The sequence below is a fragment of the Streptomyces sp. CNT372 genome (genome assembly GCF_000377145.1).
In genome coordinates this window covers 23188-47915 of the sequence record NZ_KB897787.1, presented here as the reverse complement: position 1 = coordinate 47915, position 24728 = coordinate 23188, and the positions used below count along the sequence as shown (strand labels likewise).

The following is a 24728-nucleotide window of genomic DNA, read 5'->3' as shown; positions in this document are numbered from 1 at the left end:
GTCAGCCGGCGGAGCCGGCGGCGAGGGCGCGCGAGCGGGGTCGTGCCGGCGGGCCGGTGGACGCGAACGGGACGGCGGCCCGGGGCCCGGCCGTCACCAGCGGGGCGGTCCCGCCCGTCGCACGAGAGGCCCCCGGCGTCGGAAGCACCGTCACCGTGACCTCGGTGGCGGTCCCGTTCACCCTCACGGTGAGGGTGAACACGCCCCGGCGCAGGGCGGTGAGGCGGCCCGTGGACGGGTCGAAGGAGGCGACGTGGCGGCGGTGCGCGTCGGAGGGGCGCGGGCCGAGGTGGAGGGTGGGTGAGCCCGTCCAGTCGGTGCTGAGGGGCCAGTGGGCAGGGACCGCGCGGGCGCCCTGGAGGACGGTCGCGGTCACGGTGGCCGTGTCCCCGGGGCGCAGGGAGGGCGGCGCGTTGAGCCGGAGTCCGTCCGTGTGGGCGCGGGTCTGGACGGAAATCCAGTCGGGTCCGGGTCCCCACGGGGTGCGCCGGACCGCCGCCTGTTCCGCGGGGCTCACCCGGTCGACGCCCACGAGGGACCAGCCCGTGAAGCCGCCCTCCCCCGCCGGGCCGGCGGGGTTCTTTCCCGCGTTGCCGTTGATCAGGTACGGCACACCGTCCACCCGCGCCGCGTGGAAGACGCCCACATGGCTGCCGATCAGCGCGGCCCCCTTCCCCGTGGCGCGGCGGAACGCGGCGAGCCAGTCCTCGATCAGCGCCGCCTCCTTGCGGTCGCCGAGCCGGCTGCCCTTCTGGACGGTCGGGTCGCGCGGCGGTACGTGCTGCACGACCACGACCGAGGAGACGGTCCGGTCCCGGGCGGCCGCGTCCAGCTGGGTGCGCAGGGCGGCGATCTGGCCGATTCCGCCGCCGAGCAGGGTCAGCCGGGAGGTGTCCAGGGTGACGAACCGGGTGCCCCGGTGGTCGAACACCCGGTGCGCGGGCCCGAACTCGGCGGTGAAGTCGTCGATCCGGCCGCCCATCACCTCATGGTTGCCGGGCACATAGGTCCAGGGCACATGGTCGCCGAGTTCCTCGGTGAGGACCCGGCGGGCGAAGGCCAGGTCCTGCGGGGAGCCCTCGTCGACGAGATCGCCGTTGACGAGCAGCAGGTCCGGCCCGGCCGCCCGGATCTCGCGGAGGGTGCGGCGGGCCTGGCGCACGAGCTCGCTGCCGGGGTCGCGGGCGACGAACTGCGCGTCCGACATCACGGCGAAGCGCCAGTCCCGGTCACGGGTGGCGGCCCCGGACGTGATCAGCGCATCGGTGACGCGCGGCGGTTCGGGGACGGAGACGTCCGGCGGGACATCGGCGTCGAGCCCGTCGATCACGATGCGCCCGGTGTACTGGCGGGCGGGCGCGGTCTCGGCGAGGTAGAAGCGCTGCACGGCGACGGGGAAGGCCGCGCCCTCCGGCACCGGGAAGGTGATCCGCTGCCAGCCGGTCCAGGTGACGTACGGGCCGCGCAGCAGCTGGTCGGAGCCGGCGGCGTCCCTGAGGTGGAGCGTCGGCCAGGCGCCGTTGCCGTCGCCCTTGATCCACAGGGAGAAGGACTGGGGCCGGCCGGGCGCGGGGACCGGCGCGGGCGGAGCCGCGTAGGCGGCGCGGGTGGCGGTGGACCGGGTGAAGTCGTAGGTGAGTTCCAGTCCGGTGCCGGTGTGGCCGTCGGGGGTGGCGGCGAGGGCGCCGTCCGCGCGGGCGTGGCTGAAGCGCCACGCGGCGGCGTCGTCGAAGCCGCTGACGGTCTGTTCGGTGAGGCCGACGCTCACCCCGATCACGGTCCGGTGCCCGGCGACGGTCGCGGTGACGGTTCCGGCGGCGCCGGCGGCGGCCCGTGCCCGCACGGTGAACGAGCCCTGGCCGTCCGGTCGGACGTCGAAGAGGAGCCGGTCGTAGCCGAGACGGACGTCGTCCGGTTCGACGGGGGCGCTGTTGCCCTGGGCGTCGTGGCCGAGGACGCCGAAGGCGCCGGTCGCGCCGGTGCCGGCGAGGGCGACGCGCCGCGTGGTGGGCTCGATCCGGGCGAGGGGGCCGAGGACGGTGAGCCGGGTGCCGCCGCGGGCCGCGCCCCTTGCGGCGGTGATCTCGGTGCCGCCGCTGCGGCGGGCGCGGAAGACCCCGTCCTCGTCGACGCGTCCGACGGAAGGGGTGTGGACGCGCCAGCGGGGTGCGCCGGCGGCGGGGCCGTAGGTCTCGTCGTGGCCGGCGGCGGTGAGGCGGCGGGTGAGGCCGGGGAAGACGCGCTCGGGGTGGCCGCCGCGGACGGGGTCGGCGGTGGGTGCGGTGGCGGCGGGCATCGCGGTCTCCACGTGGTAGCCGCGCAGCCGGCCGCTTCCGTCGGGGGCGGTGAGGGCCAGGCCGTTGGGCACGGTCCGTTCGCTGCCGTCCGAGGGGCTGTTCTCGGTGCGGAGGGTGTCGGTGCCGGGGGCGCGGGCGAGGAGGGTGGAGGAGCCGCCGCCGTCGAGGTTGAGGGCGTTGTGGGCGCCGGCCTGCCGCATCATCCGGCCGAGTTCGGTGAGGGTGACCCCGCCGCTGTCGGCCTGGCGGCCGTCGACGGTGACGACGTGCATCCGCCGCCCGTCGGCGGAGAAACCGACGGCCGTGCGGGGCGCGGTGGCGTTGTTGCCGGTGCCCTCGTGGTCCTGCGGGACGCCGTCGACGACGAGGAGTTCGCGTCCGCCGACGGCGGTGCGGGGTACCGGGCCGCCGTCGGTGCGGGGCCGGTACCCCGTGGTGACGGGGTCGCCTGGGCGCAGGGCGAGGAGCGCGGTGGCGCCGGCCTCGCGGCCGGTCAGGACGGTCGCCCCGGCGGGGACCGGTCCGCTGCCGGGGCGGTCGGCGACGGAGACCACGCGGCCGTCGCGGACGAGGACTTCGGCGACGGGGGTCGCCCTGTCGACGGTGAGCGCGCGGTCCGCCTCGCCCCAGTCGGGGGTGTAGAGGCCGATGCCGCCGGGCGGGACGTTGGCCGCGTTGTAGCCGGCGAGGGGGCGGGTGACGCCGCCGGGCAGGGTGAGGGTGCCGTCGAAGTAGAGCCGGAGGACGCGTCCGGCGCCGCCGGGTCCGATGCCGACGGCCCGGTGGGCGCCGGGGGCGGGCGACTGGGTGAGGCGCCCGTCGCGGATGCCGGCGCCCTGGGGTGCGCCGGTCTCGTTGATGTCGAAGAAGTCGGCGTTGAACGCGGCGACGGTGCGCCGGCCCGGGCCGGGGTCGTGCGCCGCGGCGAGTTCGCCGACGGTGCGCCGGTCGCTGACCCTGCCGGAGGAGAGGTAGTCGGCCCGGACGCCGGCGCCGCCGAGGTCGACGGAGAGTTCGTCGACGCGCAGCCACTTGGCCGCCTCCAGCCGGTCGTAGGAGGTCAGGCGCACACCGGGGGCGACGGGCCGGCTGCTGCGGGCGGTCTCGACGCCGTCCGGCCCGGCGACGGGGGCGGAGACGGCACCCGGGTCACTGGCGGGCGGCGGGGCGACGGGCCGCAGGGCGTCGGCGGCGTCACGGGGCGGCGGACCGGGGACACCGGACGCGGTGGCGGGCCCGGCCCCCGCGACGAGCGCGGCCAGCGCGGCGAGCAGTACCGCGCCGTGTCTTGCCCTGCCGAGACCCAGGCCCACAACTACTCCCGTGACGAGGCTGCTTGAGCATCCGGTAAGCGCTGTCCGCGCACAGCATCGCGGCGCGGGGAGGACCGCGCCAGGGGGCGCGGGCGACGGACCGGAGAACACGTGCCGTCGATCGGGTGCCCCCGCCCCGCCATCCTGCGCGGCCCCACGCCCGGCCCACCGGCCCCACGCCGGTACGCGCCTGACGTTCCGTCACCTGCTCCAGCGGCACGGGGCACCAACCGAGGCCGGGCGCCGGTGCCGGCCCGGGGCACGCTGCCGCCTACGCCCCCGGCGGGGCCCCGGCCTCGGCCGCCCCCGGGGCACGGCAAGAGCCGAAGCCCGCCGCACCCCGGCCGGCACCACGCACTGCGCGCCGCGCGGAGCCGCTCGGCGAACTCCTCGGGCCGGAGCGGGCCGCACCGGGGCCGGGGCGCGCACAGCCCACCGCGCGGAACCGGACGCGACGCGCGCCGGAGCCGCGGCACACGGCGGCGCGCCTACCCGGCCCGGCGGGGGAGGTCTGCCGCCGCATGCCGGCGAACCCACCGGGGGCGGGTCGTCAGGGCACGGCCCTGGCCCATCAGCCCCGGTGCCGGGAGTACGCGGGACACGGCAGGCGCCGCGCCGGCCGCCGGGACGGCTGCGGGGCGGCCCTGCCCGACGGGCCACCGGCGCACCCGCCCGCACGGCGAAGGCCCGCCCGGCCGTTTTGGGACGGGCGCCCCCGGAGACGGCGGAGCGGCCGGCGCCCTCGGCACCGGCCGCTCCGCGGCTCTACGCGCGAGACGCGCGCAAGCGCGTCAGTTCTGCGTGCCGCGGCGCTTGCGCGCGGCCCACATGATGCCGCCGCCGGCGGCGAGAACCACCGCGGCCGCGCCCGCGATCAGCGGGGTGGAGCTGGAGGAACCGGTCTCGGCGAGGCCCGGGGAGGTCTCGCTCGGGGTCGGCGTGGGCGCCGGGGCCTCGGAGCTCGGGGTCTCGCTGGGCTTCTCGCTCGGCGCGGGGCTCGACTCGGTCGGCGTCGGGGCCGGCGTCGTCGTCGACTCGCTCGGCGTCGGGGCCGGCGTCGTCGTCGACTCGCTCGGGCTCGGCGTCGGCTCGGTCGGCTTCACGCACGGCGGAGCCGTCTTGGTCTCGTCGCGGTTGTACTGCTCGCCGTCCTGCGCCTTGATGACGATGCGGACCTGGCGCTCCTTGTCGACGTCCGGGAGGTCCAGCTTCGTCGCGAAGTTGTCCTCGAACTCCTTGGTCGGGAGCAGGTCCTTGCCGTCCACCGTCACGACCACCGTGTTCACGGTGTTCTTGCCGTAGTGCGTCAGGTTGATGTCGACCGTGTCGCAGGTGACCGACCAGTTGGGGTTGTGCGCCAGGGCCGGGCCGGCCGCCAGGCCGACGCCGAGCACACCGGCCGCGGCGGCCGCGACAAGGGCCGCCGAACGCCGGAGCGTTCCGTTGCTGTTTCTCACTTGGGTTCCTCCACGAAGACACGCCACCACTGCTGGCGGTGCGCGCACCCTACCGCCGCCGCGCGGCGCGCGGGCAGCCGCCCCAAACATCGCAGTCGGGTGAACGGCTGAAATCGCGTCACCGGCCCCGGCGTTCCCTGGCGCGCAGCCAGAGGGGAAGAACGATCCACAGCAGGGCGAACAGGAGGAACATGCCCACGACCATCCAGAAGGCGTCGCCGTTGTCGACGACGAGGCGGAGGATGAGCAGCAGCGCGGACACCACCGTGCACAGCATCAGTCCCAGGCCGAGGGCGGTGAGACGCGAGGCCCAGCCGACGGCGGCCGGTTTGATCCGCCTGCCGGTCACGATGCGGTGAATGGCCACCGGGCTCACGAGCACACCCGTCGTGGCGGCGCCCAGCAGGACGGTGACGGTGTAGATGGCCTGGTCGGTTCCCGACAGCTCGTCGAACCGGGGCTGAAAAGCCACGGCGAGGAGGAAGCCGAAGAGGATCTGGACACCGGTCTGGGCGACGCGCAGTTCCTGGAGCAGGTCGGTCCAGCGCCGGTCCGCCCGCTCGTCCTCCGTCTCGTCCCGCCCGAGGAACTGCTGTCCGTTCCCGTCCGGGCTCTGCCCGCCCCCGCCCGGTCTGTCCGGGCTCGTCGCGTCCGGCACGCCGTCGCCACGGGCGTCCGGTCCACCGCCGGCGCCGGCGGACCGGACGCGCGGTCCTCCGCCGGCGTCCGGTCCGCCGCCGTCACGCGGCTCCTCGCTCACGGTGCCACCATCGCCTCGGCGACAAGCAGCCGCACCGCCGCTGCGATCGACTCCGCGTCGATCCCGGCCGCATGGAGCTGCTCGGGCCCGGTCGCGGAGGCGGGCACCCCGCGGACTCCGAGCCGCACCAGCCGCGGCACCGGCCGCCCGTCGGCGAACGCCTCGGCCACCGCGTCCCCCAGGCCGCCCTCCAGCCGGTGGTCCTCCACGGTGACGAGACAGCCGGTGTCGTCGGCGGCCTCCTGGAGGGTGGCGGTGTCGACCGGCTTGACGGAGTACGCGTCGACGACGCGCACGGCGATGCCCTCCCGTTCGAGGATCCGCGCGGCTCCCAGCGCCTCGTGGACGGTGATGCCGGCCGCGACCAGAGTCGCGCGGTCCCGGTCGCCGGAGCGCAGCACCTTGGACCCGCCGACCGGGAACTCCTCCTCCGGTCCGTAGACGACCGGCGTGCCGGAGCGCGTGGTGCGCAGATAGCTGATGCCGGGGAGGTCGGCCATGGCGGCGACCAGCCGGGCGGTCTGCGGGGCGTCGCACGGGTAGAGCACGGTGCTGCCGGGGATCGCGCGGAACATCGCCAGGTCCTCCAGGCCCATCTGGGACGGCCCGTCCTCCCCGATCGAGACGCCGGCGTGGGAGCCGACGAGCCGGATCGAGGCGCGGCTGACCGCGGCCATCCGGACGATGTCGTGGGCACGGGTCAGGAAGGCGGCGAAGGAGCAGGCGAACGGGGTCCAGCCGCGCGCGGCCATGCCGACCGCGCCCGCGACGAGCTGCTGTTCCGCGATGTAGAACTCGAAGTAGCGCTCGGGGTGCTCCTTCTCGAAGAGCTCGGTGCGGGTGGAGTCCCCGACTTCGGCGTCCAGGGCGACGACGTCGGTGCGGGCGGTGCCGAGAGCGGCGAGCGCCCGCCCGTAGGCGTCGCGGGTGGCGACCTCCTCACCCTTCTCGAAGACGGGAAGCTCCGGACCGCCCCGCGGGGGCTCGGGCCGCCGTACGCGCACCTCGGGCGGCGGGGCGACGTCGACGGTCAGCTCGCGGGCGCCGCCGAGTTCCGCGATCGCGGCCGCCGCGTCGGGCAGCGGCTTGCCGTGCTTGCCCTCCTGATCCGCGACGGCGGCCACCCCGTGGCCCTTCTCGGTGCCGGCGAGGATCGCGGTGGGCCGGCCCGCGGTGGCGGCGGCGTCGCTCAGCGCGGCGTCCACCGCGGCGATGTCATGGCCGTCGACGCGCAGGGTGTGCCAGCCGAAGGCCTCCAGCCGGCGGGCGTAGGCGTCCAGGTCCCGGCCGAAGCGGGTGGGGCCGCGCTGGCCGAGCCGGTTGACGTCCACGATCAGGGTCAGGTTGTCCAGATGCTCGTACGCGGCCTGCTCCACGGCCTCCCAGACCGAGCCCTCCGCCATCTCGCTGTCGCCGGAGAGCACCCAGACCCGGTACGGGACCTGGTCCAGGCGCTTGCCGGCGAGCGCCATGCCGACGCCCACGGGCAGCCCCTGTCCGAGGGATCCGGTGGCCGTGTCGACCCAGGGCAGCCGGGGCGTGGGGTGGCCCTCCAGGCGGCTGTCGCGTTGGCGGAAGGTGAGCAGTTCGGCGTCGTCGATCGCGCCGGCGGCCTTGTACATGGCGTACAGCAGCGGGGAGGCGTGGCCCTTGGAGAGCACCAGCCGGTCGTTGCCGGGATGCTCGGGCCGGTCGAAGTCGTACCGCAGGTGGCGGGCGAGGAGCACGGCGCCGAGGTCGGCGGCCGACATGGACGAGGTCGGGTGCCCGGAGCCGGCCGCGTCGGCGGCGCGTACCGCGTCGACGCGCAGCTGCTGTCCGAGCTGTGCCAGGTGTTCGTGGTCGGCCGCTGATACTCGCATCGGTGCGCTCCCGGTTCCGTGTCGCAGGACGTGTGCGGGGGTCTCACGCGGCGGGCGCGGCGGGCCGGGGCCGCCGTGCGTGAGGGCGGCGGGGCAGGGCTGCCGAGCGGGTGCGTGAGCCCCTGGCCGGGTGCCCGGGGCGGGCCGGCCCAAACGCGGGGCGGCGGGCGGCAGCCGGCCGTCACACGCGGGGAGAGCGCCTCGCACGGGGTCGCCTCACACAGGCGGGGCGGGCGACGGCGCGGGCCCGCCGACGGCACGGACCCGGGCGGCGGCGCACAGCCCGCCGGTCCCGGTCCGTACCCGTCCATACCCGCCCGCGCCCGCCACCGCCCCCGCCGGCGGTCACCGGTACGGACGGTCGGGCCGCTCCTCCACCACCGGGGCCTGGCCCGGCACGACCACACGGCGCCGCTTGGCGATGCTCGTGAAGGTCGCCACGCCGATCAGGCCGACGGCCATCAGGATGATCCCGACCACGTCGAGGTTGGCACCCTCGACCTTCCAGTCCGTGCCGAACGTGAGAATGGCTCCCGCGGCGATCAGGATGATGCATCCGCCGATCCCCATCTCCTCCACCTTCTTCCGTCATACGTCGGTGCGGTGCGCGGTGGGTCCCGTACGCGCCGTGCACCCCGGCTACCCCTGGATGGCGTGGGCATGTCTTGACGGAAGGCGAATAGTGCACGGAGCGCGGTCGATCAAGTGCGGTCCGGAGAGGGCAAGGTCACAGCCCTGTCCTCTCCGCTCTTCGGTGCCGCTGTCCTAGCATCTGAGCATGACGGTCCTCCCCGATGACGGGTTCCCACTGGCCGCCGAATTCCCGGATGCGACGCACGAGCAGTGGCAGCGCCTCGTGGAAGGCGTGCTCCGCAAGTCCGGCAAGGACGCACAGGGTTCGGCCGCCGAGGACGCGCTGTCCACGGCTCTGGAGGACGGGATCACGACCCGTCCCCTGTACACGGCCGGTGACGGCCCGGCCTCCGCCGGTTTCCCCGGGTTCGCCCCGTACACCCGTGGCGGGCGCGCCGAGGGCGGCGCGCTCTCCGGCTGGGACGTGCGGCAGCGCCACGACCGGCCCGATCCCGTGCGGACCAACGAGGCGGTCCTCGCCGACCTGGAGAACGGCGTCACCTCCCTCTGGCTGACCGTGGGCGCGGCCGGGGTGCCGGTCGACGGCCTGGGTACGGCGCTGGACGGTGTGCTGCTGGACCTGGCGCCCGTCGTCCTGGACGCGGGTGCCGCATTCCGGAGCGCAGCCGAGGAACTGCTCGCCCTGTACGCGAAGCGGGGCGTCGAGCCCGGCGCGGCGCTGGGGAACCTGGGCGCGGACCCCTTCGGGCTGGCCGCCCGCACCGGTGACCACGACGGCCTGGCGCAACGGCTGGCCGACGCGGCGGCGCTCGCCGGCCGCTGCGCGGCGGGCTACCCGGGGCTGCGGGCCGTCACCGTCGACGCCCTGGTCCACCACGAGGCCGGGGCGACCCCGGCCCAGGAGCTCGGCTGCTCGCTGGCGACCGGGGTGGCCTGGCTGCGGGAGCTGACGGAGGCGGGGCTGACCGCCGGGGCGGCCTGCGCCCAGCTGGAGTTCCGGTACGCGGCGAGCGCCGACCAGTTCCTCACGATCGCGAAGCTGCGCGCCGCGCGCCGGCTGTGGGCGCGGGTCGCGGAGGTGTCCGGGGTGAGCGGCCCGGCGGCGGCGCAGCGCCAGCACGCGGTGACCTCACCGGTGATGATGACGCGCCGCGACCCCTGGGTGAACATGCTGCGCACCACGGTGGCCTCGCTGGCGGCCGGGGTGGGCGGCGCGGACGCGGTCACGGTGCTGCCGTTCGACCACGAGCTGGGCCTGCCGGACGCCTTCGCGCGCCGGATCGCCCGCAACACCTCGACCATCCTGCTGGAGGAGTCGCATCTGGGCCGGGTCGTCGACCCGGCGGGCGGCTCCTGGTACGTGGAGCGGCTGACCGAGGAGCTGGCGCAGGCGGGCTGGGCGTGGTTCCAGGAGATCGAGCGGGCCGGCGGTCTGGCCGCCGCGCTGCGCGAGGGCCTGATCGCCGAGCGGATCGGCGAGGCGTGGGAGAAGCGTTCCCGCCGGCTGGTGACCCGCCGGGAGCCGGTCACCGGGGTCAGCGAGTTCCCGCTGCTGTCCGAGGCGCCGGTGGAGCGCGACCCGGCGCCGGTGCGCCCGGGCGGCGGGCTGCCGGTGGTCCGGCGGGACGAGCGCTTCGAGGCGCTGCGGGCCCGCTCCGACGCCCATCTGGCGGCGACGGGCGAGCGGCCCAAGGTGTTCCTGGCGGCGCTCGGCCCGGCCTCCGCGCACACCGCGCGGGCAACCTTCGCGGCCAACCTGTTCCAGGCGGGCGGCGTCCAGCCGGTGCACGACCCGGTGACGGTGGACGCCGGGAACGCGGCGGACGCCTTCGCGGCGAGCGGTGCCCGGGTGGCGTGCCTCTGCTCCAGCGACGCGCTCTACGAGGAGCAGGCGGCGGCGGTGGCCGAGGCGCTGAAGGCGGCGGGCGCGCTGCGGGTGTTCCTCGCCGGGCGGCCGGGTGAACTGCGCAAGACGTACGAGAAGGCCGGAGTCGACGAGTTCGTCGTCGCGGGCGGCGACGCGGTCGCCGTGCTGGGTTCCGTCCTCGACCGGATCGGAGTGGCGTGATGGGCATCCCTGACTTCACGGGGATCGAGCTGGGGCCCGCCACGGCCGGCCCGGCGACCGAGGAGGAGTGGCGCGCGGCGGTCGAGTCGGCCACCGGCAAGGACGTCTCCGCGCTGGTGTGGGAGACGCCCGAGGGCATCCCGGTGAAGCCCCTCTACACCGGACGCGACCTGGCGGGCGTGGACTTCCTGGCCACGTACCCGGGGGTGGCGCCGTATCTGCGCGGCCCGTACCCGACGATGTACGTCAACCAGCCGTGGACGATCCGGCAGTACGCGGGCTTCTCCACCGCCGAGGAGTCGAACGCCTTCTACCGGCGCAATCTCGCGGCCGGCCAGAAGGGCCTCTCGGTCGCCTTCGACCTGCCGACGCACCGCGGCTACGACAGCGACCACCCCCGGGTAACCGGTGACGTCGGCATGGCCGGTGTGGCGATCGACTCGATCTACGACATGCGCCAGCTGTTCGACGGCATCCCGCTGGACCGGATGAGCGTGTCGATGACGATGAACGGCGCGGTGCTGCCGGTGCTGGCGCTGTACATCGTCGCGGCCGAGGAGCAGGGCGTGCCGCCGGAGAAACTGGCGGGGACCATCCAGAACGACATCCTCAAGGAGTTCATGGTCCGCAACACCTACATCTATCCGCCCGGCCCGTCCATGCGGATCATCTCGGACATCTTCGCGTACACCTCGCAGAGGATGCCGCGCTACAACTCCATCTCCATCTCGGGCTACCACATCCAGGAGGCCGGGGCGACGGCCGATCTGGAGCTGGCGTACACGCTGGCGGACGGCATGGAGTACCTGCGCGCCGGGATCGGGGCGGGGCTGGACGTGGACGCGTTCGCGCCCCGGCTGTCGTTCTTCTGGGCGATCGGCATGAACTTCTTCATGGAGGTCGCCAAGCTGCGGGCGGCGCGGCTGCTGTGGGCGAAGCTGGTGAAGGGCTTCGACCCGAAGAACGCCAAGTCCCTCTCCCTGCGCACCCATTCGCAGACCTCGGGCTGGTCCCTGACGGCTCAGGACGTGTTCAACAACGTCACCCGCACCTGTGTGGAGGCGATGGCGGCGACGCAGGGCCACACCCAGTCCCTGCACACCAACGCCCTCGACGAGGCGCTGGCCCTGCCGACGGACTTCTCCGCGCGCATCGCCCGCAACACCCAGCTCCTGCTCCAGCAGGAGTCGGGCACCGGACGGGTCATCGACCCGTGGGGCGGCAGCGCGTACGTGGAGCGGCTCACGCACGACCTGGCGCGCCGGGCCTGGCAGCACATCGAGGAGGTCGAGGCGGCGGGCGGCATGGCGCAGGCCATCGACGCGGGCATCCCGAAGCTGCGGGTGGAGGAGGCGGCAGCCCGTACCCAGGCGCGGATCGACTCGGGCCGGCAGCCGGTGATCGGCGTCAACAAGTACCGGGTGGACTCGGACGAGCAGATCGAGGTCCTGAAGGTCGAGAACTCGCAGGTGCGCGCCCAGCAGGTGGAGAAGCTGCGCCGGCTGCGGGCCGAGCGGGACGAGGCGGCGACGCAGGCGGCGCTGCGGGCGCTGACGGCCTCGGCCGAGGCGGGCCCCTCGGGCGGCGGTTCGCTGGACGGCAACCTGCTGGCGCTGGCCGTGGACGCGGCCCGCGCCAAGGCGACCGTCGGGGAGATCTCGGACGCCCTGGAGAAGGTGTACGGCCGGCACTCGGGCCAGATCCGTACGATCTCCGGTGTGTACCGCAACGAGGCAGGGGAGTCGCCGTCGGTGGACCGCACCCGCGCGCTGGTGGACGCGTTCGAGGAGGCCGAGGGCCGCAGGCCGCGCATCCTGGTGGCCAAGATGGGCCAGGACGGGCACGACCGCGGGCAGAAGGTCATCGCGACCGCCTTCGCCGACCTGGGTTTCGACGTGGACGTCGGCCCGCTGTTCCAGACCCCGGCCGAGGTGGCGCGGCAGGCGGTGGAGGCGGACGTGCACATCGTCGGCGTCTCCTCGCTGGCGGCGGGGCATCTGACGCTGGTGCCCGCGCTGCGCGAGGAACTGGCGGCGGAGGGCCGGGAGGACATCATGATCGTGGTGGGCGGGGTGATCCCCCCGCAGGACGTGCGGGCCCTGCACGACGCGGGCGCGGCGGCCGTGTTCCCGCCCGGCACGGTGATCCCCGACGCGGCGCGGGACCTGGTGCACACCCTCGCCCGTTCGCTCGGCCACGAGCTGGGCACCGCCGACGACCGCTGACACGCACGGCCGGGCCCGGCCCGCCGGACACTGGGGAGACATGCCGCCGAAGATCGACATCGACGCGTACGTCAAGGGCGTGCGGGACGGTTCGCGGGCGTACGTCGCCCGGTCCGTCACGCTCGTCGAGTCCACCCGGCCGGACCACCGGGTGCTCGCGCAGCAGCTCCTCACCGAGCTGCTGCCGTTCACCGGTTCGGCCCGCCGGGTGGGCATCAGCGGGGTGCCCGGGGTGGGCAAGTCCACCTTCATCGACGCGCTCGGGACGATGCTGACCGGCCTGGGGCACCGGGTGGCCGTCCTCGCGGTGGACCCGTCCTCCACCCGGACCGGCGGGTCCATCCTGGGCGACAAGACCCGGATGGACCGCCTGTCGGTGGACCCGGCGGCCTTCGTCCGCCCCTCCCCCAGCGCGGGCACCCTCGGCGGGGTGGCCAAGGCGACCCGCGAGACGATGATCGTGATGGAGGCGGCCGGGTACGACGTGGTCCTCGTCGAGACGGTGGGCGTGGGCCAGTCGGAGACCGCGGTCGCCGGCATGGTCGACTCCTTCCTGCTGCTGAGCCTGGCCCGCACAGGGGACCAGCTGCAGGGCATCAAGAAGGGCGTCCTGGAGCTGGCGGACGTCATCGCGGTCAACAAGGCGGACGGCCCGCACGAGCGGGACGCCCGGGCGGCGGCCCGTGAACTGGCGGGCGCGCTGCGGATGATGACGCCGGCGGACGCGGCCTGGACGCCCCCGGTGCTCTCGTGCAGTGCCCGGGAGGGCACGGGCCTCGACACGGTCTGGGAGCGGCTGGAGCAGCACCGGCATCTGCTGGACTCCACGGGCCGGCTGGCCGAGAAGCGCCGGGACCAGCAGATCGGCTGGACCCGGGCGATGGTCCGGGACTCGCTGCTGGACCGCCTGCACCGCCACCCGGGGGTCCGGGAGGTGGCGGCGGAGGCGGAGGCCGAGGTCCGGGCCGGGCGGCTGACGCCGACCCTGGCGGCCGAGCGGATCCTCGACGCGTTCACCCGCCAGGGCTGAGCCCGCACCCGGCGGGCCCGGACACGCTCCTGTGCCGGGACATGCCCCTGTGCCGGGACACGCTCCTGTGCGGGGCCGGACGGCCGGCGTTCCCCGGCGCACGGTGTCACGGGCAGCGGTCCGGGTACCCGTTCCGTTCCGGGCCGGCGCACCGCCGGCCGGACGGCCCCGAGACTCCGAGGAGCGGACCATGCTGATCGCATTCCTGACGGCCCACGAAGGCGTGGAGCAGGTGGAACTCACCGAGCCCTGGCAGGCGGTGAAGGACGCAGGCGACGAGCCGCGGCTGATCTCCACGCGACCGGGCACCGTCCAGGCCTTCGACCACCTCGACAAGGCCGGCACCTTCCCGGTCGACCAGGTGGTCGCGGACGCCTCCCCCGACGACTACGCCGCCCTGGTCCTGCCCGGCGGGGTGGCCAACCCGGACGCCCTGCGGATGGACGAGGACGCCGTCGCCTTCGTGAAGGCGTTCTTCGACACGGGCAAGCCGGTCGCGGCGATCTGTCACGCCCCGTGGGCCCTGGTGGAGGCGGGCGCGGTGCGTGGGCGGACCCTGACCTCCTGGCCGAGTGTGCGCACCGACATCACCAACGCGGGCGGCACCTGGGTGGACGAGGAGGCCGTGGTGTGCACCGCCGGCCCGAACACCCTGATCACCAGCCGCAAGCCGGACGACCTGAGGGCCTTCGCCAAGGCGTTCACCGCCGAGTTCGCGAAGGCGGGCGGCTGACGCCCCCGCGGCCCGCGAAAAGGGCCCGCGACGGAGCCCGCGTCCGGTCAGGGGGTCCGGCCGCGGGCTCCGTCGCGGGTGCGGCCGGCAGCCGGGGGCCGGTCGGGGTGCCGTCGCAGGTACTCCGCCTCCAGCTCGGCCATCCGCACGTCGTGCGCGGCCAGGGCCGCCGCGGAGCCGTACAGCAGTGTGTCGTGCCGGCTGCGGTGGATGGTCTCCAGTTCGCGCAGCAGATCGTGCTCGCCCAGCCTGGCGGGGTCGACTCCCCGGTGTGCCTGCTCGCTCTCGTTCACGGCGCCGGTCCCTTCTCGGTCCTGTCCTGTTCCTGTCCTGTCCCCCGGTTCGGTTCCCCGGTCCGGTCCGGAGCCACGGCCCCGGAGCGGGCGGGTGTGTCCCCTCGCCGCACGGGTACCCGGGCGGCCCGTACCCCGACCCTCCGGAGGACGTGATGCGTTCCTGTTACGAGCGTCGCGGCCATCGGCCCCGGGCGCAGTCCGGGCGCCGCCGCCCCGCCCGGGGAGGCGCCCCGTGACCGGGCGGGCCGGCACCCGCGCCGAGGAGCGGGAGGAGCTGCGCCGGCTGCTCTCCGAGCGGGGGCGCACCTACGCGGAGGAGGCCGGGATCACCCTCCGCGACAAGCCGCAGCCCCTGTACCGGCTGCTGGTCCTGGCCGACTTGCTCAGCGCCCCGATCCGCGCCGAGGCGGCCGTCGACTCGGCGCGCGAGCTGAGCGGGGCGGGGATGCGCAGTTGCCGGGCGATGACGGAGGCGAGCTGGCAGGAGCGGGTGGACGCGCTCGGCCGGGGCGGCTACCGGCGCTACGACGAGAGCACCGCAACCCGCCTCGGCGAGGCGGCGGACCTCCTCCTGGACGCCTACGGCGGCGATCTGCGCCGGCTGCGCGAGCGGGCCGACGGGGACGCGGACGCGCTGCGGGAGCTGCTCCGGGAGATCCCCGGGCTGGGTCCGACGGGTGTGGAGATCTTTCTGCGCGAGGTCCAGGCGGTGTGGCCGGAGGCCGGCCCGCTGCTGGACGGGAAGGCCCTGGACGGGGCCCGCCGGGCGGGTCTGCCCGGCGACGCCGACCGACTGCTGGCGGCCGCCCCGCGCGGCACCGAGCCGGCCCGGCTGGCGGCCGCCCTGGTCCGCACGGCCCTCGCGCCGCGGGAGCGGGGGAAGCGGGCGGCGTGAGGGGGATCGCGTGCCGGGAGGAGTGACCGGACCCCCGGGCGCCCGGTCACCCCTCCCGGCGGTCCCGCGGGACCTCCCACGACTCACCCGGCGGTCCCCCGGGGTGAGTCCCGCGACGGTCCGGGCCCGCGGACCGGGGGCTATGTGCCGAGTTCCCGCTTGAGTTCCGCCTTGTTCATCGAGGACCGGCCGTGGATGTTGCGGCGCTGGGCCTCCGCGTACAGCTGGTCGTAGGCCGGGCCCTCGGCCCCGCTGTGCGAACGCCGGCCCCCCGCCCCGGGACGAGGACATGTCCTGGGCGGACGTCTTGCTCGCCGTCCGGGACTCCCCCGCGCGGGCCCGTTCCTTGTTGACGGTGCGCGCCGCGATCTCCTCGGCGCGCCTCTCGCTCTCGCCGCGCTGTTCGGCGCTCTCCTTGATGTGCTCGTACTGGCGCTCTCGCTTGGGACTCGAACCACGGGGCATGCCGTGTCCGCTGCCGACCGGTACCGGGGCCGGGTGCGAGTGCGGCGGGCCGGTACCGGGGTCGGACCGCTACTTGGCGTGGCGGCCGTGGCGGCGGGTGCGGGTGGCTTCGCCATTCGCCTTCGCCGCCGCCTCCTCCTCCCGGCCCTGCTGGGCGAGGCGCCGGCCTTCCTGCTTCATCTGCTCGTTCTCCAGCACGATGCCGTCGGACTCCTCCATACGGCCCCGCAGCTGCTTCAGCTTGGCCTTGACCCAGCCCATCATGGTGCCTTCCTCTCCGCGGCCCGGTCTGCCGCCGGGTCGGGGGTCGGGTGCCGTGCCGTCCCGTCGGACCCGTCCGCGGGCGGGTCCGACGGGACGGTTGTCCGGCGCGGGTTCCCCGGTCCCCGGCGCCCACACGTGGGCACGCGGCATCCGGCCCCGCACTGGCCCCGTGCCCCCTCCACGAACTTCGCAAACTGACCTTTTACCCGCATAAGCGCATCAATCCTGGCACGCAGGGAAGGCCCTCATGGAGGCACACGCTGCGGTGAGCCACGCCCCGCCCCGGGGCCGCCGCCTGCCGCGCCCGTCGTCGAAAGAGGCCCCATGGTCACCACCGAGCGCACCCGCCCCGAGCCCGCAGGCCCGGTCGCCGCCCCGGCTCCGGAGTCCATGGCCGTCCCCTGCCCCGTGGACCTCTCCACCGTCGGCCCCGAGGACGCCCGGGCGCTGTCGGCGAGCCTCTTCCGACGCCTCGCGGCCCTGGAGGAGGGTTCCCCGGAGTACGCGTACGTCCGGAACACCCTGGTCGAGCTGAACCTGAACCTGGTCCGCTTCGCCGCGCGGCGCTTCGCCGGGCGCGCCGAGCCGATGGAGGACATCCTCCAGGTCGGCACGGTCGGGCTGATCAAGGCGATCAACCGCTTCGACGTGGACCGGGGCGCGGAGTTCACCTCCTTCGCCCTGCCGACCGTCGTCGGGGAGATCAAGCGGTACTTCCGGGACGCGAGCTGGTCGGTGCGGGTGCCGCGCCGGCTGCAGGAGCTGCGCATCGGCCTCGCCAAGTCGATGGAGGTCCTGGAACAGGAGCTGGGCCACCGGCCGAGCAACGCGGAACTGGCCGAGCGGCTGCACGTCAGCGAGGCCGAGGTGGTCGAGGGCGAGCGCGCCTCGAACGGCTACGCGGCTCAGTCCCTGGACGCGGGCAGCGACGAGGAGGGCGGCGCCGCGGGTCTCGCGCGGCGGCTCGGGGCGGAGGATCCCGCGTTCTCCATGGTCGAGGCGGTGGAGTCGCTCCGGCCGCTGATCGCCGGGCTGGGCGAGCGGGACAGGCTGGTCCTCTCTCTGCGGTTCTGCGGCGAACTCACCCAGTCGGAGATCGGCGAGCGGCTCGGCGTCTCCCAGATGCACGTCTCCCGGCTGCTGACCCGTATCCTCGCCGAACTGCGCGAGGGCCTCACGGCGGACGACGACACCTGAGCCACCCGGCCTCCGACTCACCCTGCGTCACGAGGCTGCCCCGACCACGGGGCCCGAGGCGCGGGGCCGCACCGCCGGGGGCCGGAGCGCCGTCACCTCGGGGCCCGCCGTCACTGCGGGGGCAGGACGACCTCCGCCCACACCACCTTGCCGTCGCCCCGGCGCTCCGCGCCCCAGCGGCGGGCCAGGCGTTCCATGACGATCAGCCCGTGCCCGCCCGGCACGGAGGGGCTGGCCCGCCGCCGGCGCCGGGGCAGCTCGGTGCTGGCGTCGGCGACCTCGATCCTCAGCCGCGCCCCGTCCCGGCGGAGCACCAGCTCCACGGGGCCACCGGCGTGCAGACAGGCGTTGGTGACGATCTCGGAGACCAGCAGCAGGACGTCCTCGGAGACCTCCGCGCCCTCGCCGCCCAGCGGCGCGGCGCCGTCGCGGGGCCAGCCCCAGTCGTCCAGCGCCTCATGGGTGAAGTCACGGCAGCGGCTCACCACCCCGCGGGTGCCGAAGAGGACCAGCCGGCGGGTCTGGGTGCGGCCGGGTGCGGGAGGCGGGGTGGTGGTCATGCGCCGGCCGCCGTCACGCCGTGGGCTCGTCCGCCAGGGCCTCGTCAAGACCGGCGTACAGGCGGAAGACGGAGTCGGCCCCCGTGATGCCGAACATGCGGGCGACCGGTGGGCGCAGCCCGGAGATCTCGATCCGGATGCCCGCCTCCCGGGCCTCCAGCCGGGCGTGCAGCAGCACGTTCAGTCCGGTGGAGTCGCAGAAGCCGAGCGAGGCGCAGTCGACGACCACACGGGCGGGCCGCGCGCCCACCGCCCGGCTCAGCTCCCGCCGCAGCGGGCCGGCCGTGTCGTGGTCGAGTTCCCCGGCGAGGGCGAGCACCTCGACGTCGCCGTGCCGCCGGTTGCGGACCCGCAGGCGGCCGTCGTGCCGCCGGTCCGGTTCCTGAGCGCTCCCGGCCCCTGCCCGGTCCATCGGCTGCCACCTTCCTCCGCGTCGGGCACGCCCCCCGGCCCGGCCCGGCCTGGTTCGGCGGGCGAGCGCGTAGGAGCACGGTCCCAGCGGGTACCCCGCGGGCCGTGCCGTACACCTGACCGCCGTTCCAGGCGCCCACTTCACCCGGATATAGGCCGTTACGAGAGATTTCTCCCGTACACGTTTCCCCCGCAACCTCCCGGGCAGCCGCGAGGTGAGCTTCCACAAAGGACATCCGGCCGGCCGTCGCGCCGGGCACCCCACCCGGCGGCGAACGGCAGCCGGCCGGCCCCGGACACGGCATCGCACCCTGCAGGAAGTCCCTCATCATGCGCCAGCACCCGCACGTCAAGCACTCGCACTCCGACGCCCCCGACACCGAGGCGGCCTTCCGGAGACTGGCGGAACTCGAGGACGGACCGGAGCGGCAGCGGCTCCGCCAGGAGGTCGTGGCCGCCTGGCTGCCGATGGCGGACCGGATCGCCGGGCGGTTCCGTGACCGGGGCGAGTCCCTGGAGGACCTGCGCCAGGTCGCGGCCCTCGGCCTGGTCAAGGCCGTGGACCGCTACGACCCCGCACGCGGCGCGTTCGAGAGCTTCGCGGTCCCGACCGTCGTCGGCGAGGTCAAGCGCCACTTCCGCGACCACATGTGGGCGCTGCACGTACCGCGACGGGTGCAGGATCTGCGCAACCGGGTCCGGGTCGCCCGCCGGGACCTGGTGGCCACCACCTCCGGACGCTCCCCCACGGTGGGCGAGGTGGCCGCGGCCGCCGGGCTGAGCGAGGAGGACACCCTGGTGGGCCTGGACGCGCTCGACAGCTTCACCGCGCTGTCCCTGGACGCCGTGGCGCCGGGAGCCGACGACGGCTACTCGCTCGGCGACACCCTCGGCTCGCCGGACCGGGCCATCGACATCCTGGTCGACCGGGAGTCGGTCAAGCCGGGTCTGCGCAGGCTGCCCGAACGCGAGCAGACCATCCTGTACATGCGCTTCTTCCGCGACATGACGCAGAGCAGCATCGCGCAGACCCTGGGCATCTCGCAGATGCACGTCTCCCGGCTGATCAGCAGGTGCTGCGACCGGCTGCGCAGCGAGGTCATGCGGGACGCGACCGTCTGAGGCCGCCCCGGGCCCCGTCCCCGGCCGGGCCCGCCGCCCTCCGTCCCCAGCCCCCCGACCCGGCCCGCGCGGGTGGATGCGGACGGGTTCCGGCTACTGGTCGGCACCGGCGCCGCGGGGCCGTTCCCGCAGCGGGGCGAGGCCGGCCCTCTCGCGCAGGGCGGAGAGCCTGGGGCGGCGGGCGCGTTCCTCGCGGGTGTGCCGGTCGAGTTCCTCCATGAGCCGGCGGGAGCGGTGGTCCAGGTCGAGTTCGTCGAGGATGCGGTCGATCTCGGTCAGCAGGGCGCCCTGGAGCTGCCACTGCCGGGGCGACTCGCGCACGCTGTCGAGAAGGAGGCCGGCCGCCCGTTCGCGGCTGGCGCGCGCGGCGGCGAGTTCGCCGGTCAGGCGCTCCTCGGCGGCGCCGGCGCTCTCGCTGTCGTTGTCGGTGACCAGCACGGCGAAGCTGACCAGGGTGTCGGCCACATGACCCAAGAGTTCCTGGAGGGCGAGGCCGACGTCGGGCGGGAAGAGGTCCTCGCCCTTGCGCTGCTTGGCGAGGTCGGTGACGGTCCGGGCGATCACCCGCAGGACCACGGCGCAGATCTCCAGGGTGTCCAGACCGGTGCGGAGCACGATCCGGTGCAGCAGGCCCTCCTTGACCCGCGGGTTCATCCGCAGGCTGTCCTCGGCCTGGCGCAGGGCGGCGTCGACCTCGGCGACGTCGTTGTCCACCCGGCGGGCCTCGTGCAGCTTCTCGGCGGCCCGTTCCACGGGGGTGGGACGGGTGAGCTCCTCGCCGATGGCCAGCAGCAGCCGGCGCATCCGGCGGGCCAGGTCCTCGATGGACTCCCCGGCGGAGCCCACCCAGACCGGGGGCACGAAGAGCACGTTGAACCCCAGGCCCACGGCGGCGCCGATCAGGGTCTCCAGGACGCGGTCCCAGGCGGTGTCCGCGACCTGCGTGACGCCGAGGACGAGCATCGCGCTGATCGCGACCTCGGGGACGAACTCGTCGACCCGGGCGAAGCGTCCGACGACCAGCGCGGACAGGATGATCAGGCCGAGGCTCCACCAGCTCAGCCCGACCAGCACGCTGAAGCCGATGGCGATGACCACCCCGACGACGACCGCGTTGACGCGGCGGATGCCGGTGGTGAGCGTCGAGTACAGGGTGACCTGGACGACCAGGAGGGCGGTCAGCGGCGCGGTGAGGGGCACGGGTTCGCGGCTCAGCCGGAGGGCCACCACATAGGCGATGGTGGCCGCCGCCGTCGACCGCAGGGTCTGTGTGACGACGGGGTCCCTGCGCCGGGCGAGGAGCCGGGCGAGGGCCCCGGGGGGCGCCGTCTTGCCGTCGGACACCTTCCGCCTCCTCATCGGTCCCACGCGCGTGTGCCCGCCCGGGGCGCGCTCATGTGCGCCCCGGGCGGGTTCCCGGCCGTCAGCAGCCGCCGGAGGCCGCCCGTTCGGCGAGGGGCTGCGCGCCCGCCAGGGGCGCGCTCGTGAGCGGCCGGCCGGCGGACCGCACGGAGCGGCGCACATAGGACTCGGCGGCGAGGACCGCCTCGCGGGCGGTGCGCTCGCACATGAGCACGCACAGCGTGTAGGCGGTGTCCTCGAACCTCCGCCGGGCGCGTTGGTCGTGCGGGGCGTCGACGAGGCGGTTCTCCTGGGCCCGGTAGCGGGCGATGAGCCTGGCGACGACGCTCGTGTCGGGCATCAGCATCGTGTGTCTCCCGGTTTCTGCGAACCCCCGGCACACGGCGGAACGATGTCCGTCCGGTGCCTCATTGTGATCCGTGACGGCGTCCGCCGCCACGCAAACGGTCACCGTCCGTCACCTGGCGGCGGACGGCGGTGCGGCGCGAACTCCGTTCAGGGGCCCACCAGCTGGGGGTCCGGGCCGGGCACGGCGTCGCCGAAGGAGGAGACGGTGAAGATCGCACCGTCGGGGTCGCGCAGGCTCGCCTCCCGGCCGCGCGCGGTGGAGCGCTCGCCGAGGAGGGTGGCGCCGTGCCGGCGGGCCGTGTGCGCGGTCTCCTCGACGTCCTTCACCGCGAAGTGGACGTGCCAGCGCGGGTGCAGCAGCGGGTTCGCGGAGGTGCCGTCGGCGCCGGAGGTCAGCTGGGCCAGGACCCGGCCGCCGTGGTGGAGCAGGACGGCGCCCTCGGAGTAGCTCACATCGCAGCAGCCGGCGCGGTCGGCGGCCCAGTCGAGGACCTCGCCGTAGAAGATGGCCGACTCGAAGGCGTCCCGGGACAGCAGGCGGATCCAGGCGGGGGCCTTGTCGCGCCAGGCGGGCCAGTCGCTGACCAGTTCGCCCTCCCAGACGCCGAACACGGCCCCGTCCCGGTCGGCGGCGAGCAGGCCGCGCCCGGTGGACAGGGACAGCGGGCCGACCGCCACGGTGCCGCTGCGCTCCCGGATACGGCCGGCGGTGACGTCCGCGTCGGGGACGGCGAAGTAGGGTGTCCAGGCGACGGCCACGGTCAGCCGGGGGGCGAGGGCACCGATACCGGCCACGGGCACGCCGTCGGCGAGGGCCACGCTGAACTCCTCCCCGAGGCGTCCCTTGCGGAACTCCCAGCCGAGTACAACGCCGTAGAAGTCCTGGGCGGCGGCGAGGTCGCGGGCCATCAGGCTCACCCAGCAGGGCGCGCCGTACATGGCCTCACTGCCGTCGGCCGGGGGCCGGGTCGTCTTGTCGTTCATCACCACGTCCGGCTGTCGGGGGTTCCGGGCCGCCGGGCGGTGCGCGGTGCGCGCCGCCCGGCGCCTGCCAGGGCCGCTGTCCGGACCATCCTCCTCCGGGCGGCGCGAACAGGCTAGCCGGTGGTCACCGTAGGTGACGGAACGCATCGTGCGTGTCGCCGCGCGGACCGCGGCGCGGTGTGCCCGGGGCCGGCGGGGGTAGACGCGCGGTATGACCGCAGCGAAGACCCCCCTCCTGGTGCTGGACGCCGCCGATTCCCGCCAACTCGCCGAGTTCTACGCGGCGTTGCTGGACGGGGAGATCCGCCCCGGGGCGGACCCGGACATGGTGGAGGTGCACGCCGGCGGCGGGGTGCGCCTGGCCGTGCGCCGGGACCACGGGTACGCCCCGCCGAGCTGGCCGCGCCCCCAGGACTCCCAGCAGTCCCATCTGTACCTCGTCGTCGCCGAGGGGGACCTCGACGAGGCGGAACGGGAGGCGGTGAGCCTCGGAGCCATGCCGGTGGACAGCGGCGGCGACCCGCGCGCGGCGGACAGCCGGGTCTACGCGGACCCGGCGGGCCACTCCTTCACCCTCCAGGTGCAGGCGCCGGCTCTGCGCTGACGGCGCGAGTACGGCACCCGCGCGCCCCGGCGAGTCCGGCACCTGCACGCCCCGGCGAGTCCGGCGGGCCCGGCGCCCGCACGCCCCGGGTTGGTCAGTTCCGGGCGAGGGCGCCCACCACCCGCCGTGCGGTGTCCGCGCTGGACTGGGGGTTCTGCCCGGTGATCAGGTTGCCGTCCTCGACGACGGTGCTGGACCAGGCCGGCCCGGTGACCACCTGGGCGCCCAGCTCCCGCAGCCGTGACTCCAGCAGGTACGGCGAGCGGTCGCCGAGGCCGCCCTGCTCCTCCTCCTCGTCGCTGAAGGCGGTGACCTCCCGGCCGGCGAAGGCGAAGGCGCCGTCGTCCGAGACGGCGCTCAGCAGCGCGGCGGCGCCGTGGCACAGGGTGGCCACGACCGCGCCCCGGCGGTCGGCCCCGGTGAGGAGCCGGCCGAGACAGGCGTCCCGGGCCAGGTCGGCGACGGGGCCGTGCCCGCCGGGCACGTAGACGGCGTCGTAGTCGTCCGCGTCGGCGGTGGCCAGGTCCAGGGGGGCGGCCAGTTCGCCGTCGATCGACTCCAGGTAGGCGGCGAACCGGCGGGCGTCGGCCTCCTCGACGCCCCCGCGGGCGTCGAGGCTGATCGGGTCCGCGGTCGGCCTCACTCCGCCCGGCGTGGCGATCACCACCTGGTGCCCGGCGCCGGTCAGCGCCTCGTGGGAGACGGCCACCTCCTCGGCCCAGTAGCCCGTGGGGTGGGCGGAGCCGTCGGCGAGCTCCAGGGAGTCGGCGCCCGAGACGACCATGAGGATCTTCGACATGACGGAAACGTCCTAACGGCAGAGAGACAGCGGCCGGCCCGGCCGCCGCAGGTGTACGGCTCCGGGGCCCGGACCCAGCTTTCACCCGTCTGCCCTCTCCGGCATCATGGAGGTCATCGGTCTTCTTATGGAACGGGTGTTGCGTGCCGGGGCTCGATCTGCTGGCGACCTTCCTGGAGATCTACCGGGCGGGTTCCCTCTCCGCCGCGGCGGAGCGGCTCGGGCTGAGCCAGCCGGCGGTCAGCGGGCAGCTCGCCAGGCTGGAGGAGGAGCTCGGGGAGACGCTGTTCCTGCGCTCCCGCCGGGGTGCGGTGCCCACGGCCCGCGCCGCCGACCTCGCCGCCCGGATCGGGACCCGTCTGGACGAGCTGCGAGCGGCCCTGGACCCCGCCGGCGGTGATATCGCGCAGGTGGGGACGGTGCGGCTGGGCGGGCCGGCCGAGCTGATGACGGTCCGGGTACTGCCCGCTCTCGCGCCGCTGTCCGCGCGCGGTCTGCGGCTGCGCGTCACCCTCGGGCTCGCCGGTGACCTGCTGGCCCGGCTATCGGCGGGCGATGTGGACCTGGTGGTCTCGGCGGTGCGCCCGATGGGGCAGGACGTCGCGGCGACACCACTGACGGACGAGGAGTTCGTCCTGGTGGGGCCGCCCGCGCTGGCCCGGACCGTGGACCGGGGGCGGCTGGCCGGCGATCCGGTGGACGCCCTGGCGCATCTGCCGCTGGTCGCCTACGCGGACGACCTGCCGATCGTGCGCCGCTACTGGCTGAGCGAGTTCGGCGCCCGCCCGCCGAACGGTGTCGCCGTCACCGTCCCCGACCTGCGGGGCGTCCTCGCCGCGGTGGTCGCGGGCGCGGGAGTGAGCGCCCTGCCCCGCTATCTGGCCGAGCCCGCCCTCGGCGCGGGCTCGGTGGAACTCCTCCACGAGCCGGCCGCCCCGCCCCTGAACACGCTCTACCTGGCGGTGCGCACGGGCGCCCTGGTGCACCCGCCCCTCGCCCTGGTCCACGATCATCTGCGGGTGCGGGCCCGGTCATGGGGAGCGCTGTAGGGCCTTCGTGGGGGCGGGGCGCTCCCGGTGGGC

Annotated in this window: 22 protein-coding genes and 1 pseudogene; 9 read left to right on the top strand and 14 right to left on the bottom strand. The window is 75.2% G+C overall.

Going from position 1 to position 24728, the window contains the following annotated elements; all coding sequences use genetic code 11:
- Position 1: 1 nt before the first annotated feature.
- The 5 genes from C593_RS0122765 to C593_RS0122745 form a co-directional block, all read right to left on the bottom strand.
- Positions 2 to 3610 carry a phosphodiester glycosidase family protein gene (locus C593_RS0122765; protein ID WP_018849633.1) on the bottom strand — a complete coding sequence of 1203 codons (3609 nt, stop codon included), beginning with the start codon at positions 3608 to 3610 and terminating at the stop codon, positions 2 to 4.
- A 791-nt stretch (positions 3611 to 4401) separates the two neighbouring features.
- Positions 4402 to 5067 carry an LAETG motif-containing sortase-dependent surface protein gene (locus tag C593_RS0122760; protein ID WP_018849632.1) on the bottom strand — a complete coding sequence of 222 codons (666 nt, stop codon included), beginning with the start codon at positions 5065 to 5067 and terminating at the stop codon, positions 4402 to 4404.
- Positions 5068 to 5185: 118 nt separating this feature from the next.
- On the bottom strand, positions 5186 to 5725 hold the full coding sequence (locus C593_RS30260) for a DUF6328 family protein (RefSeq protein WP_051093756.1): 540 nt from the start codon (positions 5723 to 5725) through the stop codon (positions 5186 to 5188).
- Between the two features lie 98 nt (positions 5726 to 5823).
- Positions 5824 to 7689 carry a transketolase gene (locus C593_RS0122750; RefSeq protein ID WP_037746775.1) on the bottom strand — a complete coding sequence of 622 codons (1866 nt, stop codon included), beginning with the start codon at positions 7687 to 7689 and terminating at the stop codon, positions 5824 to 5826.
- Positions 7690 to 8034: 345 nt separating this feature from the next.
- Positions 8035 to 8259 carry a hypothetical protein gene (locus C593_RS0122745; RefSeq protein WP_026277981.1) on the bottom strand — a complete coding sequence of 75 codons (225 nt, stop codon included), beginning with the start codon at positions 8257 to 8259 and terminating at the stop codon, positions 8035 to 8037.
- A 208-nt stretch (positions 8260 to 8467) separates the two neighbouring features.
- Between C593_RS0122745 and mutA the strand changes: the two genes are divergently transcribed.
- The 4 genes from mutA to C593_RS0122725 all read left to right on the top strand — a co-directional run bounded on the left by mutA (position 8468) and on the right by C593_RS0122725 (position 14339).
- Complete coding sequence (gene mutA, locus C593_RS0122740; RefSeq protein ID WP_018849627.1) at positions 8468 to 10351, top strand: methylmalonyl-CoA mutase small subunit; 1884 nt, start codon at positions 8468 to 8470, stop codon at positions 10349 to 10351.
- Positions 10351 to 12576 (top strand): methylmalonyl-CoA mutase, encoded by a 2226-nt coding sequence (scpA, locus tag C593_RS0122735; protein WP_018849626.1) that lies wholly within the window; start codon positions 10351 to 10353, stop codon positions 12574 to 12576. Before mutA ends, scpA begins: the two co-directional genes overlap by 1 nt.
- 40 nt (positions 12577 to 12616) lie before the next feature.
- Positions 12617 to 13606: a methylmalonyl Co-A mutase-associated GTPase MeaB gene (gene meaB, locus C593_RS0122730; RefSeq protein ID WP_018849625.1), complete on the top strand. Its 990-nt coding sequence runs from the start codon at positions 12617 to 12619 to the stop codon at positions 13604 to 13606.
- A gap of 190 nt (positions 13607 to 13796) precedes the next feature.
- Positions 13797 to 14339, top strand: a complete 543-nt coding sequence (locus tag C593_RS0122725) for a type 1 glutamine amidotransferase domain-containing protein (RefSeq protein ID WP_018849624.1) — start codon at positions 13797 to 13799, stop codon at positions 14337 to 14339.
- Positions 14340 to 14386: 47 nt separating this feature from the next.
- Here C593_RS0122725 and C593_RS0122720 read toward each other — a convergent pair whose 3' ends face one another.
- Complete coding sequence (locus tag C593_RS0122720) at positions 14387 to 14632, bottom strand: DUF6158 family protein (protein WP_018849623.1); 246 nt, start codon at positions 14630 to 14632, stop codon at positions 14387 to 14389.
- Positions 14633 to 14867: 235 nt separating this feature from the next.
- Here C593_RS0122720 and C593_RS0122715 point away from each other — a divergent pair, with 235 nt between their 5' ends.
- Positions 14868 to 15530: a hypothetical protein gene (locus C593_RS0122715; RefSeq protein WP_018849622.1), complete on the top strand. Its 663-nt coding sequence runs from the start codon at positions 14868 to 14870 to the stop codon at positions 15528 to 15530.
- 140 nt (positions 15531 to 15670) lie between these two features.
- On the opposite strand, the pseudogene C593_RS33905 reads toward C593_RS0122715, so the two are convergent.
- Both C593_RS33905 and C593_RS0122710 read right to left on the bottom strand, forming a co-directional pair.
- Positions 15671 to 15995: pseudogene (locus tag C593_RS33905) on the bottom strand (plasmid stabilization protein).
- A gap of 69 nt (positions 15996 to 16064) precedes the next feature.
- Positions 16065 to 16259, bottom strand: coding sequence for a hypothetical protein (locus C593_RS0122710; protein WP_018849621.1), 195 nt, complete (start codon positions 16257 to 16259; stop codon positions 16065 to 16067).
- Positions 16260 to 16583: 324 nt separating this feature from the next.
- Here C593_RS0122710 and C593_RS0122705 point away from each other — a divergent pair, with 324 nt between their 5' ends.
- Positions 16584 to 17456: a SigB/SigF/SigG family RNA polymerase sigma factor gene (locus tag C593_RS0122705; protein WP_018849620.1), complete on the top strand. Its 873-nt coding sequence runs from the start codon at positions 16584 to 16586 to the stop codon at positions 17454 to 17456.
- A 110-nt stretch (positions 17457 to 17566) separates the two neighbouring features.
- Here the strand turns inward: C593_RS0122705 and C593_RS0122700 are convergent, their stop codons facing one another.
- Together C593_RS0122700 and C593_RS0122695 are read right to left on the bottom strand one after the other, a co-directional pair.
- The gene (locus C593_RS0122700; protein WP_018849619.1) at positions 17567 to 18016 is read right to left on the bottom strand and encodes an ATP-binding protein; all 450 of its coding nucleotides are present in this window, start codon (positions 18014 to 18016) and stop codon (positions 17567 to 17569) included.
- A 13-nt stretch (positions 18017 to 18029) separates the two neighbouring features.
- A complete protein-coding gene (locus tag C593_RS0122695; protein ID WP_018849618.1) occupies positions 18030 to 18428 on the bottom strand; it encodes an STAS domain-containing protein in 399 nt (132 codons plus the stop codon).
- 329 nt (positions 18429 to 18757) lie between these two features.
- On the opposite strand from C593_RS0122695, the gene C593_RS0122690 reads away from it, so the two are divergent.
- Positions 18758 to 19549, top strand: coding sequence for a SigB/SigF/SigG family RNA polymerase sigma factor (locus tag C593_RS0122690; protein WP_018849617.1), 792 nt, complete (start codon positions 18758 to 18760; stop codon positions 19547 to 19549).
- A gap of 93 nt (positions 19550 to 19642) precedes the next feature.
- Here the strand turns inward: C593_RS0122690 and C593_RS30255 are convergent, their stop codons facing one another.
- The 3 genes from C593_RS30255 to C593_RS0122675 all read right to left on the bottom strand — a co-directional run bounded on the left by C593_RS30255 (position 19643) and on the right by C593_RS0122675 (position 22243).
- On the bottom strand, positions 19643 to 20908 hold the full coding sequence (locus C593_RS30255; protein WP_051093753.1) for an aromatic acid exporter family protein: 1266 nt from the start codon (positions 20906 to 20908) through the stop codon (positions 19643 to 19645).
- Between the two features lie 64 nt (positions 20909 to 20972).
- Positions 20973 to 21257: a DUF5133 domain-containing protein gene (locus tag C593_RS0122680; protein WP_018849615.1), complete on the bottom strand. Its 285-nt coding sequence runs from the start codon at positions 21255 to 21257 to the stop codon at positions 20973 to 20975.
- A gap of 149 nt (positions 21258 to 21406) precedes the next feature.
- The gene (locus tag C593_RS0122675; RefSeq protein WP_018849614.1) at positions 21407 to 22243 is read right to left on the bottom strand and encodes a VOC family protein; all 837 of its coding nucleotides are present in this window, start codon (positions 22241 to 22243) and stop codon (positions 21407 to 21409) included.
- A gap of 211 nt (positions 22244 to 22454) precedes the next feature.
- Here C593_RS0122675 and C593_RS0122670 point away from each other — a divergent pair, with 211 nt between their 5' ends.
- Complete coding sequence (locus C593_RS0122670; protein ID WP_018849613.1) at positions 22455 to 22847, top strand: VOC family protein; 393 nt, start codon at positions 22455 to 22457, stop codon at positions 22845 to 22847.
- A 94-nt stretch (positions 22848 to 22941) separates the two neighbouring features.
- Here C593_RS0122670 and C593_RS0122665 read toward each other — a convergent pair whose 3' ends face one another.
- The gene (locus tag C593_RS0122665) at positions 22942 to 23646 is read right to left on the bottom strand and encodes a type 1 glutamine amidotransferase domain-containing protein (protein WP_018849612.1); all 705 of its coding nucleotides are present in this window, start codon (positions 23644 to 23646) and stop codon (positions 22942 to 22944) included.
- Between the two features lie 143 nt (positions 23647 to 23789).
- On the opposite strand from C593_RS0122665, the gene C593_RS0122660 reads away from it, so the two are divergent.
- Complete coding sequence (locus C593_RS0122660) at positions 23790 to 24695, top strand: LysR family transcriptional regulator (RefSeq protein WP_018849611.1); 906 nt, start codon at positions 23790 to 23792, stop codon at positions 24693 to 24695.
- Positions 24696 to 24728: the final 33 nt, after the last annotated feature.